Below are 15,279 nucleotides of genomic sequence, written 5' to 3'. Positions count from 1 at the left end.
CAGCCCCAGCCCTCGCCCATGCCCTTCCAGACCGACCCGCGCTTCTACTACCTGGCCAACTTCCACCGCGCCCTCGCCTGGCTGGAAGAACGCTACGACGACCTCTTCGACGCCGCCGAGCGCGCCTTCCTCCGCGACTTCCAGGCCATGCCGCTGGAGGCCCGGGCGTTGCTGGTGCGGCTGATCATGCGCAAGGGCCCGCATTTTCGCGCCAGCAAGCTGGACTACGCCGAGATCGGCTGCCCGCGCCGGGCCGCCGCGCCGCTGCTGGAGGCCGGCTGGCTGGATGGCGCCGCCGCGCTGGGCCTGGAAGAACTCTTCGGCCTGCTGCGCAAGGACGAAATCCTCGACTGCTTCGGCGCCCAGCTGTCCAGCCGCCAGTTGCGCAAGCCGGAGCTGCAGGCCGAACTGGCCGCGGTCGACGCCGAGCCGCGGCCCTTCGCCGCCTGGTGCCCACAGCTGGACGAGGCGGTCTACAGCCTGGCCATCGCGCCCCAGGTGGAGCGCCTGCGCCTGATGTTCTTCGGCAACCTGTACCAGGACTGGACCGAATTCGTCCTCACCGACCTGGGCATCCTGCGCTATGAAACCGTCCCGCTGACCCGCGAATCCCGCGGCTTCGCCAGCCGCGACGAGGTCGACGCGCACCTGTTCCTGCAGCGCTGCCGCGAAGCCTTCGACCTGGGCGCCGCTGCCCAGGAACTGCTGCCGCTGATCGCCAGCGTCGACTGCGGCACCGCCCAGCTGCAGCGCCGTCGCGGACGCGTGCTGTTCCACATCGGCCAGCAACTGGAGCGCGAAGCCGACTGGGAAGGCGCCCTGCAGGTCTATGCCGCCAGCGAACACGCCAGCGCCCGCCAACGCCAGGTGCGCGTGCTGGAGCGCCTGGAACGCCATGCCGATGCCTACGACCTGGCCCTGCAGGCCGCGGCCCAGCCCCAGGACGCCGCCGAGGCGCAGCTGATCGAGCGCGCCCTGGTGCGCCTGCGCCGCCAGCTCGGCCACGCCCAGCCGGCGAAGGCCAGGGCCGAGCCGCCGCCACGCATCGACCTGGAGCTGGAGCCGCAGCCCGGCCTGAGCGTCGAGCAGTGCGTGCAACTGCACCTGGCCCGCCCCGAAGCGCCGGTGCACTACGTAGAGAACACCCTGGTCCTCGGCCTGTTCGGCCTGCTCTGCTGGGAAGTGATCTTCACCCCGCTGCCGGGCGCCTTCTTCCACCCCTTCCACGCAGGCCCCGCGGACCTCTACGACAGCCAGTTCCGCGCCCGTCGCGCCGGGCTGTTCGAAGCGCGCCTGGCACTGCTCGACAGCGGCGCCTACGCCGACGAGATGCGCCGCATCCACTGCGAGAAACAGGGCCTGCAATCGCCCTTCGTGTTCTGGGAGCTGCTGGACGGGAACCTGCTGGAACAGGCCCTGGCCTGCCTGCCGGCGGCGCACCTGAAGGCCTGGTTCGGCCGCCTGCTGGAAGACCTGCAGGCCAACCGCGCCGGCATGCCCGACCTGATCCAGTTCTGGCCCGCCGAGGGCCGCTACCGGATGATCGAGGTGAAGGGCCCCGGCGACCGCCTGCAGGACAACCAGAAGCGCTGGCTGGCCTTCTGCGCCGCGCACGGCATGCCGGTGGAGGTCTGCTACGTGACCTGGGCCGGGGAGCCGGCCGCATGAACTACCAGGTCGCGGTGCGCGCACTCTGCGAGTTCACCGCCAAGGTCGGCGACCTCGACCTGCGCTTCACCCCCTCGCCCACCGCCCAGGAAGGCATGGCCGGCCACGCCACCGTGGTCGGCCGCCGCGGCCCCGGCTACCTCGCCGAACTGCCGCTGGCCGGCGCCTACCGCAACCTGCTGGTGCGCGGCCGTGCCGACGGCTACGACCCGGCGCGCAACTGCCTGGAAGAGATCAAGACGCACCGCGGCGACATCGCCCGCATCCCCGACAACCACCGCCAGCTGCACTGGGCCCAGGCCAAGGTCTACGGCTGGCTGCTCTGCGCCCTGCAGGATCTGGAGGAAATCGACCTGGCGGTGGTCTACTTCAACGTCATGACGCAGAAGGAGACGGTATTCCAGGAGCGCTTCACGGCCGACGAACTGCACGCCTTCTTCGAGGAGCACTGCCAGCGCTTCATGACCTGGGCCGAACGCGAGATGGCCCACCGCGCGGCGCGCGATACAGCCCTGGAAAGCCTACGCTTCCCCTGGCCGCAGTTCCGCCACGGCCAGCGCCAGCTCGCCGAGGCGGTGTACCGCGCCGCCCGCGACGGCCGCCACCTGATGGCCCAGGCCACCACCGGCATCGGCAAGACCCTCGGCACCCTGTTTCCACAGCTCAAGGCCATGCCCGGCCAGGGCCTGGACCGGCTGTTCTTCCTCAGCGCCAAGACCCCCGGCCGGCGCCTGGCCCTGGAGGCCCTGGCCAGCCTGCGCCAGGACGAACCCGAGCTGCCGCTGCGGGTGCTGGAACACGTAGCCCGCGACAAGGCCTGCGAACACCCGGACAAGGCCTGCCACGGCGACTCCTGCCCGCTGGCCAAGGGCTTCTACGACCGCCTGCCGGCCGCCCGCCTGGCCGCCCTGGACGGCGCCTGGCTGGACCAGGCGCGGGTCCGCGAGGTGGCCCGCGAGCACGGCATCTGCCCCTACTACCTGAGCCAGGAGCTGAGCCGCTGGGCCGACGTGGTGGTGTGCGACTACAACTACTACTTCGACATGAGCGCCCTGCTCTACGCGCTCACCGTGCTCAACGAGTGGAAGGTGACTCTGCTGGTGGACGAGGCCCACAACCTGGTGGAGCGCGGGCGCAAGATGTACACCGGCGAACTCGACCAGGCCGATTTCCAGGACCTGCGCCGCGTCGCCCCGGCCAAGCTGAAGGGCGCGCTGGAGCGCGTCGGCCGCCACTGGAACCAGTTGCACCGCGACCAGGAAGTGGAATACCAGGTCTACCCGCTGGCGCCGGAGCTGTTCATCCTCGCGCTGCAGAAGGCGGTGACCGCCATCACCGACCACCTCAGCGAGCAGCCCGACGGCAACAGCCTTGAGCTGCTGGGCTTCTACCTCGACGCCATGGCCTTCTGCCGCCTGGCCGAGGCCTTCGGCGAGCACTCGCTGTTCGACATCACCCGCTGCCAGACCGAAAGCGGCCGGGTCTACTCCACCCTGTGCCTGCGCAACGTCATCCCCGCGCCCTTCCTCGCCCCGCGCTTCGAGGAGGCCCACAGTTGCACGCTGTTCTCCGCCACCCTGACACCGGCGCACTACTACCGCGACCTGCTGGGCCTGCCGCAGGACACCGCCTGGATCGACGTGGAATCGCCGTTCCACGCCGAACAGCTGGAGGTGCAGGTGGTGCGCAACCTGTCCACCCGCTACCGGCACCGCGCCCAGTCGGTGCGGCCGATCTGCGAACTGATGGCCCGGCAGTACCGCGAGCGGCCGGGCAACTACCTGGCCTTCTTCAGCAGCTACGCCTACCTGGAGCAGGTGCGCGAACGCTTCGTCCGCGACGAGCCCGGGGTGCCGGTCTGGGTGCAGGCGCGCAACATGGACGAGACCGAGCGCGAAGGCTTCCTCGAACAGTTCCGCAACGGCGGCCGCGGCATCGGCTTCGCGGTGCTCGGCGGCGCCTTCGGCGAGGGCATCGACCTGCCCGGCGACCGCCTGATCGGCGCCTTCGTCGCCACCCTGGGGCTGCCCCAGGTGAACACGGTGAACGAGGAAATCCGCCAGCGCATGCATGCCCTCTTTGGAAATGGCGGCGGCGACGGCTACGACTACACCTACCTCTACCCCGGCCTGCAGAAGGTGGTGCAGGCGGCCGGCCGGGTGATCCGCACCCAGCAGGACGAAGGCGTGGTCTGGCTGATCGACGACCGCTTCGGCCGCAGCGAAGTGCGCCAACTGCTGCCGCGCTGGTGGACCGTGCGCAGCTGCCGCCTGGCCCTGCCGCCGCCGGAGCCGGAGGCGGAAAACAGCGCGCCGCGCAAACCGGCACCGCCGCCCACCCGCCAGCGCCCGGCACGGCCGAAGCCGGAGCAGGCCCAGGGCGAACTGGGCTTCAATGATTTCTAGATCGAATCACTGAAACAATCGTTCATATCTGTTTCGCATGACTACGGCCGCTCAGACTCCTTCCAGGCCCACGGATAAAGGAGTCCGCCATGTTCGCCATGCAATACAGCCACCGCCTGCCGGCGGAACACGACATGGGCGCCATCCGCCAGCGCGCCGCCAGCAAGGGCCCGCACTGGGACGCCTGGCCGGGCCTGGCGTGCAAGGCCTTCGTCCTCCAGGAAAAGGGCCGCCACGGCGCCGAAGGCAACCTCTACGCCTCGGTCTACCTCTGGCAGGAACCGGCCGCCGCCGCGGCCTTCCTGGCCAGCGAGGCCTTCCAGGGGGTGATCGACAGCTTCGGCCGGCCCGCGGTGGAAACCTGGCTGCCGCTGGACGCCCGCCGCGGCCCCGCCTTCGATCGCCCGGCCCGCTCGCTGTACCGCGAGGAACTACCCTTGTCCGATAGAGGCGCCGCCGCCCTGCGCGACGGCGCGCTGGCCGCCGGCGAGGCGCTGCTGGGCCGGGAGGATGTGCTGGCGGCCTGGGTCGTGGCCGACCTGCAGCGCTGGACGCTGTTGCGCTTCAGCCTCAGTGCCGAGGCACTGGAGGCACGCGCGGGCAGCCTCGGCTACGAAGTCCTGTACCTGGCACGGCCAGGGCTGGAGCGACTGCCATGAACGACAGGCAGAAACGGGAACTGGCGGCACAACTGGCGGGGCTGGCCTTCGGCGCCTTCATGGTGCTGGGGATGGCCTGGGGTGTGGTGCGGGTGGCTCGGGTGCTGGTGGGGTAAGGATGGGGCTTTTCGTAGGAGCGTGCTTGCTCGCGAATGGAGTTTCCCGGCAATTGCAGTGTTTCGGCTTGACTCCGCCCCCTCTCCCTAACCCTCTCCCTGAAGGGAGAGGGGACCGTTCGGCGTGCGCTGGTATTTCCGCGTTAGCCGGCTTGCACCGAGTGGCCGGCTGACACCAAATCCTTTCTCGGCACGGACTAGCCCCCTCTCCCTTCAGGGCGGGGCGCGCAGCCGAGGGCTGGGGAGAGGGTGCTCCAATCTTGGCGCCGAAGTCCCGGGAAACCTCGTTCGCGAGCAAGCTCGCTCCTACGAAAAGCCCCCAGGTAACCATCCTTTACCCCACCGTACTCCGCACCGCCGCCACCAACGTCCGCAACATCCCCTGCGCCTGCGCATCCCGGGGATGGGAGAACAGCAGCACATCGCGCCCCGGCAACGCCGGCAGCCCCAGCCGCGCCCCCACGTCCTCGCACCCCGCTGGCGCCACCCGGCGGCCCAGGGCTGCCACGGCTATGCCCGCACTCACCGCCGCGCCAATGGTCATCAGCCCACCACCGACGAACACCTCGCGCCAGGCCACACCGGCCTGGTCCAGGGCGTCCACCGCCATGCGCCGCACGCTGCAGGGCTCGGCCTGGGTGGCCAGGGGCAGCGGTTGGCCGGGCAATGGCTGGAAGTCGGCAGCGCCCATCCAGGCGAAGGGTTCCTGCAGCACCACCTCGCCGTCCTGGCGTGGTGGGCCCTGCTGCAGCACCAGGGCCACGTCCAGTTCGCCGCGGTCGAAGCGCTCCAGGGTTTCCCGCGAACTGTCCACCCGCAGTTCCAGCAGCAGCCCCGGCTCGGTGCGGGTGAGCTGGCGCAGCAACCCGGGCAGTTCGGCGCCGACGATATGGTGGCTGATGCCCACCACCAGCCGCCTGGGCTGGCCGCCGGCGAACGCGCCCAGCGCCTGGCGGTGCGCCGCCACCAGGGCGCGGGCCGCTTCCAGGAACACCCCGCCGTCGGCGGACAACCGCACCAGGCGCGGCGTGCGCTCCAATAGGCGGCGGCCGAGGCCGTCCTCCAGGCGCTTGATCTTCAGGCTCACCGCCGACTGGGTGCTGGCCAGGGCCTCGGCGGCGCGGGTGAAGCTCTTCAGCTCGGCGACCAGCACGAAGGCCTGCACGGCCTCGATGTCCAGGGCTTTCATGATGTCCACTTTCAATGACCGAGAGCGGACAGCATTCGACTTTGCCATGGGAGGGTCAAGCGGGCGAGGCGTTTTCCCTGTGGCCGACGTAGGGCGCATAACGCCTCCGGCGTTATCCGCCGATCAGATCACCAGGGTTGGCCGTGAACTCGGGTTGAGCCGAGGTGTAGCGGCGGATAACCGCGAACGGTTATTCGCCCTACGCCCAGGAAACATCGTCGGCGGTGGCGGCTCAGTCGAGCTTCTTGCGGATCCAGTACAGGTAGGTGCCCGCCTCTTCCTGCTGCTCCACCAGTTCGTGGCCGAGGAAGATGCAGAACTTGGGGATGTCGCGGCGGGTGGAGGGGTCGGTGGCGATGACCTTGAGCAGGCCGCCAGCCGGCAGGTCGCGCACCTTGTTGTGCAGCATCATGACCGGTTCGGGGCAGTTCAGGCCGGTGGCGTCGAGGATGGCGTCGACAGGCTGGGACATGGAGAGGCTCCGCAAAACGAATGGCGCATTGTCGCCCAAAGCGGGGCGCAGGGTCACGCGTCGCGGGCGAACGGCAATGGCCCAACCTTTCGTCGGGCCCCCGCTGCGCCGCGCTGGGCTAAGCTCGGCGCCTTCCCCGACAGCGGATGTCCCCCGCCCATGCGCCTGCCCGCCCTGCTCTGCCTCGCCCTGCTGCTCACCGCCTGCGCCGCCCGCGACCAGTTGCCCGACTACGCCGCCAGCGCCGGGCAGGACCTGCCGGCCAGCTGGTACGAGGCGGTGATCACCGCCCGCGACGGCACGCGGCTGTCCGCCACCGTGTTCCAGCCGGCGCTCAAGGCCGGCGAGACGGCGCCGCTGGTCGTGCACACCCACGGCTGGGGCGGCTGGCGGGTGACCGGGCCGGACGGTTTCTATGGCCAGAACATGATGTCCGGGCGCGCCGCGCTCAAGGCCTGGAAGGCCGGCTACTGGGTGGTCAGCTACGACCAGCGCGGCTGGGGCGGCAGCGACGGGCGCATCGAGATGATGGACCCGCGCTTCGAGGTGAGCGACGCCAGCGCGGTGATCGACTGGGCCGCCGCGCACCTGCCGCGGCTGAGCATGGACGGCCCCGGCGACCCGCGGCTGGGCATGCTCGGCGAGAGCTACGGCGGCGCCGTGCAGTTGCTGGCCGCGGCGCAAGACCCGCGCATCGACGCCATCGTGCCCATCGCCACCTGGTACGACCTGAGCGACGCCCTGGCCCCGATGGCCAGTTGAAGATGGGCTGGGGCGGCGTGCTGGTCAGCCTGGGCCTGGCCACCGGCTACGACCTGGGCAAGTTCGTCCAGGCCGACTACCTGCACAGCGCCAGCGGGCGCATGGCCGCACCGGTGCGGGCCGAGCTGGCCGCCCACAGCCTGGCGCGCTACTGCGCCGAGGGCCGCCGCCCGCACGCCGACGCCCTGCTGATCCAGGGCCTGCGCGACACCCTGTTCCCCTCGACCAGGGCCTGCAGATCCGCCAGTGCCTGCGCCAGGGCAGCGCCGACGTGCGCCTGCTGGGGATGCAGGGCGGGCACATCCTGCCCCCGCCGTTGCAGGCCTGGAGCGGCCTGCCGCCGTTCAACAACGAGCCGGTGATCCATTGCGGCGAGCGTGCCATCAACCTCTACCAGGGCATCCTCGCCTGGTACGAGGAGAAGCTGCGCCGGCGCCCCGGCGCCGCCGACAGCGTGCCCTCGCTGTGCGTCAGCCTCGACCTGGACCAGGGCCTGGCGCTGGACGAACTGCCCGCCCCCGGCCCCACCGTGGCCCTGCCGCCGACACCGGTACGCCCGGCCAGCAGCGGGCTGCTGCAGCCCCGCACCTTCATCCCGCTGCACCAGGTCGCCGAGCCCGGCGCCCTGCTCGGCAGCCCCGAGGTGCGCCTCTCCCGGCCGCTGGGCGCGGGCGAGCAGGCGCTGCTGTTCGCCTCGCTGGCGATTCGCGGCGCGGACGGCCGCACCCGGGTGCTGGACGAGCAGGTCAAGCCGTTGCTCAACCGCGGCACCACGCGGCTCAACGCGGTCAGCGCCCGCCTGGCAGCGGGGGACGAGATCGGCCTGCTGGTCAGCGGCTTCAGCGGCCAGTACCTGTTCAACGGCTCCTGGCAGTTCGGCGCGGTAGACCTGCAGGGCGAGGTGCAACTGCCCGCCCTGCTGCCGCTGCAGCCGCGCCTGGCGGCCGGCCGCTGACTCAGCGCAGCGGCCCGGCGGGCGCCTCGTCCAGCTGGGCCAGCAGCATCGGCTCGCCGTCGCCGTCCACCGGCAGCAGCGCCCACTGCTCCTTGTGGCCCAGCCGGCGGTGGCTCTGGCGCACCTGGCTGCCCAGCGGCAGCGGCGCCTTGAAGTGCACGTCCAGGCGCACCTGTTCGGCCAGGCGGCGGCCGGTGAGGCTGCGCGCCAGGCTCCACATGCCGTGGGCGAAGGGCTTGCCGAAGCCGTAGCGCGAGGCCATCAGGCGCGACAGGTGCAGCGGGTTGAAGTCGCCGCTCAGGCCCGCATAGCGCCAGCCGGCGATCTTCGGCACGCGCCATTGCACGCCGGGGTGCGCGGGCACTTCCAGGGTATGCCACTGGGCGCGCTCGGGCAGCGGGTCGGGCTCGGCGTGGTCGTCGAGGAAGTCGCCGCGGCGCAGGTAGGTGGTGATCGACTGCCAGTAGAGCATGTCGTGGTGCCAGACCTCGGTCACCACGTCCACCTCCAGCCCCAGCGGGCTGCGCCGACTGGTGAGGATGCGGCAGTCCAGCTGCAGCTGGTCGCCCTCCTCCAGCAGCCGGTAGCGCTGGATGTGGCTGCGCAGGTGGATCAGCCCGAGGATCGACAGCGGCATGCGCGAACGGCTGAGCAGGCGCAGGTGCAGCGGCAGGCTGATCACCTGCGGGTACAGCAGGGGCACGCCCAGGCCTGGGTCCAGGCCGAAGTGCTGGCGGTAGGCGCGCAGGTGGCGGGCGTCGAAGCGCAGGCTGCGGCTGTCCATGGCCAGGTTCGGCAGGCGCTCGCCACGGCCCAGGCCACGGCGCGGCAACAACATGCGGCTGTAACTGCCCAGCAGCGAGGGCAACTTTCGCTTCACGAGCGGCTCCGGGAGGGGGTGCGCCGCACAGCATGGTCGCTGCGCGGCGCCACGGCAAGTCGCCGAAGGTCGCGGATCGCCCGCGGCCCTACAGGCGGCGCAGGTGCACCGTGACTTCCTCGCGGTCGTGGTACAGCTGCTTGCAGCCGATGGCCACGCGCAGGCCGCGCTCGCGGAAGCTCTCGCGCAGGCGTTCGAGGATCTTGCGCACCTCGGCGTAGCGCTGCTTCATCGGCAGCTTGAGGTTGACCACCGCCTCGCGGCACAGCCCCTCGCCGATCCAGGTCTCGATCAGCGAGCCGGTGCGCGCCGGCTTCTCGACGATGTCGCAGACCATCCAGTCCACCGTCTGCCGCGGCCGGAACACATAGCCGTCGGCGCGCTGGTGGTCCACCAGGCCGGAATAGACCAGGTTCTCGGCCATGGGCCCGTTGTCCACGGCGATCACCCGCATCTCGCGGTTGACCAGTTGCCAGGTCCAGCCGCCGGGCGCGGCGCCCAGGTCCACGGCGAGCATGCCCGGCGCCAGGCGTTTGTCCCAGTCGGCGCGCGGGATGAAGTGGTGCCAGGCCTCCTCCAGCTTGAGGGTCGAGCGGCTGGGCGCCTCGCGGGGGAACCGCAGGCGCGGGATGCCCATCGGCCACATGGCGCTGTTGCGCGGCTCGGCGAGGCCGACGAAGACTTCGCGGCCGGAGCGGAAGGTCAGCAGCAGGCGCGGCAGGCTCGGGTCCTCGCGCAGCTTGCCGGCCTTGACCAGCGCGGCGCGCAGGGGCTTCTCGAACTTGCGGCAGAAGGTCGACAGTTCCTTGCCTTCGTTGCTGTCGAAGACTTCCAGCCACAGGCTGCCGCACAGCGGGTACGGGCCCAGCTCCTCCAGCAGCGCGCCGATGCGGTCCTGCTCGGGCAACTGGACGAAACCGGTGCCGCGGGCCCACTGGCGCGGGAAGATCAGCTCGGAAAAGCGCAGGTGGCGCATCAGCCGGTCGGCGCCGTCGGCTTCCTGGCAGACGAACTCGGCGTAGGCGGTGGCCGGCTTGGCGCGGGCGTAGCCAGCCACGTCCAGGCCGGCGGCCAGGTCGGAAATCTCCGCGCAGACCTCGTTTTCGAAGCCCGGGCGGCAATGCAGTAGCAGGGTGTTCATCGGGGTGTCTCCTTGGCCGCGCACTATAGTCGCTGAGCGGCCGGCTTTCACCCGGATTCGCCCGCTGCGAAGGCCGGGCCGAGGGAACCCGCGGCTGCGGCAAAGGGTCCAGACTCCATGGCAGGACCGCCCGGAGCGGTCTAGCTTGAGAGTTCCGAAGTCGCGTTCCAGGGCCTGGCAGCCCCGGGGCACGCATGCCGGAAACCGTCAGGATGCCGCCAGATATGCAGAAGTTACCGCCAATCCGCGTTGCTTTTGCGCCATGCTGGGCTCTTCGCCCGGCGCCTCCGTCAGTATCGGAGCGGTGCCGTCGATCCGGCAGAACCTAGCCTGAGGAGAACGTCATGCCCGCAGTGGACAGCCTGAACAGCCTGCGCACCCTAGAGGTGGGCGGCAAGACCTACCACTATTACAGCCTCCCGGAAGCCGCGAAGCAGCTCGGCGACCTGGACAGGCTGCCGAAGTCGCTCAAGGTGCTCCTGGAGAACCTCCTGCGCTGGGAGGACAACCACACGGTCAACGCCGACGACCTGCGCGCCCTGGCCGGCTGGCTGAAGGAGCGCCGCTCCGACCGCGAGATCCAGTACCGCCCGGCGCGGGTGCTGATGCAGGACTTCACCGGGGTGCCGGCGGTGGTCGACCTGGCCGCCATGCGCGACGCCATGGCCAAGGCCGGGGGCGATGCGCAGAAGATCAACCCGCTGTCCCCTGTCGACCTGGTCATCGACCACTCGGTGATGGTCGACCGCTACGCCAGCCACGCCGCCTTCGCCGAGAACGTCGAGATCGAGATGCAGCGCAACGGCGAACGCTACGCCTTCCTGCGCTGGGGCCAGAACGCCTTCGACAACTTCCGCGTGGTGCCGCCGGGCACCGGCATCTGCCACCAGGTCAACCTGGAGTACCTGGGCCGCACGGTGTGGACCAAGGACGAGGACGGGCGCACCTACGCCTTCCCCGACACCCTGGTCGGCACCGACTCGCACACCACCATGATCAACGGCCTGGGTGTGCTCGGCTGGGGCGTCGGCGGCATCGAGGCAGAGGCGGCCATGCTCGGCCAGCCGGTGTCCATGCTGATCCCCGAGGTGATCGGCTTCAAGCTTACCGGCAAGCTGAAGGAAGGCATCACCGCCACCGACCTGGTGCTCACCGTCACCCAGATGCTGCGGCAGAAGGGCGTGGTGGGGAAATTCGTCGAGTTCTACGGCGACGGCCTGGCCGACCTGCCCCTGGCCGACCGCGCCACCATCGCCAACATGGCCCCGGAATACGGCGCCACCTGCGGCTTCTTCCCGGTGGACGAGATCACCCTGGGCTATCTGCGCCTGTCCGGCCGCCCGGAACAGACCGTCAAGCTGGTGGAGGCCTACTGCAAGGCCCAGGGCCTGTGGCGCGAAAAGGGCCACGAGCCTGTGTTCACCGACGCCCTGCAGCTGGACCTGGGCGACGTCGAGGCCAGCCTGGCCGGGCCCAAGCGCCCGCAGGACCGCGTGCCCCTGGGCCAGGTGGGCAAGGCCTTCGCCGACTTCCTCGCGCTGCAGCCCAAGGCCGCGCGCAGCCCGGAAGTCTCGCGCCTGCTCAATGAAGGCGGCGGTGGCGCCGCGGTGGGCAGCGCCGAGAGCCAGGGCATCGAGTACCAGCACGAGGGCAAGAGCTACCACCTGCAGGATGGCGCGGTGGTCATCGCCGCCATCACCTCCTGCACCAACACCTCCAACCCCAGCGTGATGATGGCCGCCGGCCTGCTGGCCAGGAAGGCGCTGGAGAAGGGCCTGCAGCGCAAGCCCTGGGTGAAGAGCTCGCTGGCCCCCGGCTCCAAGGTGGTCACCGACTACTTCAAGGCCGCCGGCCTGACGCGCTACCTGGACGAGCTGGGCTTCGACCTGGTGGGCTACGGCTGCACCACCTGCATCGGCAACTCCGGGCCGTTGCTGGAACCCATCGAGAAGGCCATCCAGCAGGCCGACCTGACGGTGGCCTCGGTGCTGTCCGGCAACCGCAACTTCGAGGGCCGCGTGCACCCGCTGGTGAAGACCAACTGGCTGGCCTCCCCGCCCCTGGTGGTAGCCTACGCCCTGGCCGGCAGCGTGCGCCTGGACCTGTCGAAGGACCCGCTGGGCACCGGCAAGGACGGCCAGCCGGTGTACCTGAAGGACATCTGGCCGAGCCAGCAGGAGATCGCCGAGGCGATCCAGAAGGTGGACACCGCGATGTTCCACAAGGAATACGCCGAGGTCTTCCAGGGCGACGAGAAGTGGCGCGCCATCGAAGTGCCCCAGGCGCAGACCTACACCTGGCAGGCCGACTCCACCTACATCCAGCATCCACCGTTCTTCGAGCACATCGCCGAGGCCCCGCCGAAGGTGGCCGACATCGAGAAGGCCAGGGTGCTGGCGGTGCTGGGCGACTCGGTGACCACCGACCACATCTCCCCCGCCGGCAACATCAAGAAGGACAGCCCGGCCGGGCGCTACCTCAGCGAGCACGGCGTGGCCTACGCCGACTTCAACTCCTACGGCTCGCGGCGCGGCAACCACGAGGTGATGATGCGCGGCACCTTCGCCAACATCCGCATCAAGAACGAGATGCTCGGCGGCGAGGAAGGCGGCAACACGCTCCACGTACCCAGCGGCGAGAAGCTGGCGATCTACGACGCGGCCATGCGCTACCAGGCCGAGGGCACGCCGCTGGTGATAGTCGCCGGCAAGGAGTACGGCACCGGCTCGTCCCGCGACTGGGCGGCCAAGGGCACCAACCTGCTGGGGGTCAAGGCGGTGATCGCCGAGAGTTTCGAGCGCATCCACCGCTCCAACCTGGTGGGCATGGGCGTGCTGCCGCTGCAGTTCACCGGCGGCCAGGACCGCAGGGCGCTGAACCTGACCGGCAAGGAAGTGCTGAACATCCGCGGCCTGGACGGCGAGCTGAAGCCGCACATGACGCTGAAGGTGGAAGTCACCCGCGAGGACGGCAAGCAGGACAGCTTCGAGGTCCTGTGCCGCATCGACACCCTCAACGAGGTGGAGTACTTCAAGGCCGGCGGCATCCTGCACTACGTGCTGCGCAGCCTGATCTGAGCAGTCGCCCGGTTCGAGGTCGGAGCCGGTGGGGAGATAGGTGAAACGGCGTATGACCGCGAACGGTCATACGCCCTACGCCCCATGCGGAGTCTGCCGTAGGTGTGGGGATGGCGCCGGCCTTGCCGGCGAAATCGCGGATAAGATCCGCTCCTACGGCTTCCCCTGTGCCCGCGCCCTTGCGGGAGCAGGCCCTGCCCGACAGACAAAACCTATAAATTCATAGGAAAATTACCTACGACCATGTGACAGGTAGCGTTTTGCCATCGTCCACGTCAATATTCCTACGTCAAATATCGAACAAGGCTTCAACTTTCGTTGATCCCGGCCGATAACAAAACCGTCACATGCCTTTTTCGTGGACCTCGCCCTGAATGCGCAACAACCAGCCCGTCACCCAGCGTGAACGCACCTACCCAGCGGAACAACGCCTGATCTCCACCACCAACAGCCGTGGCGTGATCACCTATGCCAACGACGCCTTCGTCGACATCAGCGGCTTCGCCCGGGACGAGCTGGTGGGCTCGCCGCACAACCTGGTGCGCCATCCGGACGTGCCGCCCGCGGTGTTCGCCCACATGTGGGCCACGCTGAAGAACGGCAAGCCGTGGATGGGCATCGTCAAGAACCGCTGCAAGAACGGCGACCACTACTGGGTCAGCGCCTACGTCACGCCCATCTTCGAGCGCAACGAGATCGTCGGCTACGAGTCGGTGCGCGTGCGCCCCAGCGCCGAGCAGGTCGAGCGCGCCCAGGCCCTGTACCAGCGGATCAACGCCGGCAAGCCGGCGATCCCGCGCCGCGACCTGTGGCTGCCGGTGCTGCTGGACTGGCTGCCGTTCATCCTGATCAGCCAGGTGGCCTTCCTCATCGGCGTCTGGCTCGATTCGCACTGGGGCTTCGCCCTCGCCGCCCTGCTCGCCATCCCCCTCGGCCTGGCCGGCCTGGGCTGGCAGCAGCGCGGCCTCAAGCGCCTGCTGCGCCTGGCCGAGCAGACCACCTCGGACCCGCTGATCGCACAGATGTACACCGACAGCCGCGGCGCCCAGGCGCGCCTGGAGATGTCCATCCTCAGCCAGGAAGCGCGGCTGAAGACCTGCCTGACGCGCCTGCAGGACACCGCCGAGCAGCTCACCGCCCAGGCCCGCCAGGCCGATACCCTGGCCCACCACAGCTCCTCCGGCCTGGAACGCCAGCGCGTGGAGACCGAGCAGGTGGCCACGGCGGTCAACCAGATGGCCGCCACCACCCAGGAAGTGGCGAACAACGTGCAGCGCACCGCCGACGCCACCCGCCAGGCCAACGAGCTGACGCGCCGCGGGCGCAGCGTGGCCAGCGAGACCCGCGCAGCCATCCAGCGCCTGTCCGCCTCGGTGGGCGAGACCGGCCTTGCGGTGAGCCAGCTGGCCCAGGACAGCAACGAGATCGGCGGCGTGGTCGACGTGATCAAGGGCATCGCCGACCAGACCAACCTGCTGGCGCTCAACGCCGCCATCGAGGCCGCCCGCGCCGGCGAGATGGGCCGCGGCTTCGCCGTGGTGGCCGACGAGGTGCGCTCGCTGGCCCAGCGCACAGCCGAGTCCACCGAGCAGATCCACGGCCTGATCGCCAAGCTGCAGACCACCGCCGAAGGCGCGGTGAGCGCCATGGAGGTCGGCCGCCGCCAGGCCGACGAAGGCGTCGAGCGGGTGCTGGAGGCCGACCAGGCGCTGTCCGGCATCAGCGACTCGGTGGCCAACATCGCCGACATGGCCAACCAGATCGCCGCGGCGGCCGAGGAACAGAGCGCGGTGGCCGAGGAGATCAACCGCAACATCGCCACCATCGCCCAGCTCGCCGACCAGACCTCCGACGAGGCCCAGCGCACCGCGCAGTTGAGCGAGGAGCTGACCGGCACGGCGCAGAGCCAGTATTCGCTGGTGGAGCGGTTCAACCGCTGAGCACCGGGGCTCGTC

At 69.9% G+C, this 15,279-nt stretch carries 12 protein-coding genes; 8 read left to right on the top strand and 4 right to left on the bottom strand.

Translation table 11 applies throughout. The features are described from left to right. Positions 1 to 18 precede the first annotated feature (18 nt). From PKO50_RS12700 to PKO50_RS12690, 3 genes are all read left to right on the top strand, one after another. Positions 19 to 1,668, top strand: coding sequence for a VRR-NUC domain-containing protein (locus tag PKO50_RS12700; RefSeq protein ID WP_275629909.1), 1,650 nt, complete (start codon positions 19 to 21; stop codon positions 1,666 to 1,668). Beyond that, positions 1,665 to 4,073: an ATP-dependent DNA helicase gene (locus tag PKO50_RS12695; protein WP_275629908.1), complete on the top strand. Its 2,409-nt coding sequence runs from the start codon at positions 1,665 to 1,667 to the stop codon at positions 4,071 to 4,073. The genes PKO50_RS12700 and PKO50_RS12695 overlap by 4 nt, the downstream gene beginning before the upstream one ends. A gap of 89 nt (positions 4,074 to 4,162) precedes the next feature. Beyond that, complete coding sequence (locus PKO50_RS12690; RefSeq protein ID WP_275629907.1) at positions 4,163 to 4,732, top strand: DUF4865 family protein; 570 nt, start codon at positions 4,163 to 4,165, stop codon at positions 4,730 to 4,732. Between the two features lie 450 nt (positions 4,733 to 5,182). Here the strand turns inward: PKO50_RS12690 and PKO50_RS12685 are convergent, their stop codons facing one another. Beyond that, complete coding sequence (locus tag PKO50_RS12685; protein ID WP_275629906.1) at positions 5,183 to 6,037, bottom strand: LysR substrate-binding domain-containing protein; 855 nt, start codon at positions 6,035 to 6,037, stop codon at positions 5,183 to 5,185. A 232-nt stretch (positions 6,038 to 6,269) separates the two neighbouring features. Continuing rightward, on the bottom strand, positions 6,270 to 6,509 hold the full coding sequence (tusA, locus tag PKO50_RS12680) for a sulfurtransferase TusA (protein ID WP_009622807.1): 240 nt from the start codon (positions 6,507 to 6,509) through the stop codon (positions 6,270 to 6,272). A gap of 159 nt (positions 6,510 to 6,668) precedes the next feature. On the opposite strand from tusA, the gene PKO50_RS12675 reads away from it, so the two are divergent. The 3 genes from PKO50_RS12675 to PKO50_RS12665 are packed head-to-tail and all read left to right on the top strand — an operon-like array spanning position 6,669 to position 8,226. Then, positions 6,669 to 7,271 (top strand): alpha/beta fold hydrolase, encoded by a 603-nt coding sequence (locus PKO50_RS12675; RefSeq protein WP_275629905.1) that lies wholly within the window; start codon positions 6,669 to 6,671, stop codon positions 7,269 to 7,271. Further along, a complete protein-coding gene (locus tag PKO50_RS12670) occupies positions 7,268 to 7,633 on the top strand; it encodes a hypothetical protein (RefSeq protein ID WP_275629904.1) in 366 nt (121 codons plus the stop codon). The genes PKO50_RS12675 and PKO50_RS12670 overlap by 4 nt, the downstream gene beginning before the upstream one ends. Continuing rightward, entirely contained in the window at positions 7,543 to 8,226 is a 684-nt protein-coding gene (locus PKO50_RS12665) for a hypothetical protein (protein WP_275629903.1), read from the top strand. Before PKO50_RS12670 ends, PKO50_RS12665 begins: the two co-directional genes overlap by 91 nt. A 1-nt stretch (position 8,227) precedes the next feature. Here the strand turns inward: PKO50_RS12665 and PKO50_RS12660 are convergent, their stop codons facing one another. Together PKO50_RS12660 and rlmM are read right to left on the bottom strand one after the other, a co-directional pair. Beyond that, positions 8,228 to 9,106, bottom strand: a complete 879-nt coding sequence (locus PKO50_RS12660; protein ID WP_109935762.1) for a MaoC family dehydratase — start codon at positions 9,104 to 9,106, stop codon at positions 8,228 to 8,230. Between the two features lie 88 nt (positions 9,107 to 9,194). Further along, positions 9,195 to 10,247: a 23S rRNA (cytidine(2498)-2'-O)-methyltransferase RlmM gene (gene rlmM, locus PKO50_RS12655; RefSeq protein WP_275629902.1), complete on the bottom strand. Its 1,053-nt coding sequence runs from the start codon at positions 10,245 to 10,247 to the stop codon at positions 9,195 to 9,197. 344 nt (positions 10,248 to 10,591) lie between these two features. Between rlmM and acnA the strand changes: the two genes are divergently transcribed. Together acnA and PKO50_RS12645 are read left to right on the top strand one after the other, a co-directional pair. Beyond that, positions 10,592 to 13,324, top strand: coding sequence for an aconitate hydratase AcnA (acnA, locus tag PKO50_RS12650; protein WP_275629901.1), 2,733 nt, complete (start codon positions 10,592 to 10,594; stop codon positions 13,322 to 13,324). Positions 13,325 to 13,698: 374 nt separating this feature from the next. Then, positions 13,699 to 15,264 (top strand): PAS domain-containing methyl-accepting chemotaxis protein, encoded by a 1,566-nt coding sequence (locus PKO50_RS12645; RefSeq protein WP_275629900.1) that lies wholly within the window; start codon positions 13,699 to 13,701, stop codon positions 15,262 to 15,264. Positions 15,265 to 15,279 lie beyond the last annotated feature (15 nt).

The organism is Pseudomonas sp. 273 (assembly GCF_029201425.1).
GTDB classification, from domain to species: domain Bacteria; phylum Pseudomonadota; class Gammaproteobacteria; order Pseudomonadales; family Pseudomonadaceae; genus Pseudomonas; species Pseudomonas delhiensis.
This window is presented reverse-complemented; position numbering and strand designations above follow the sequence as displayed.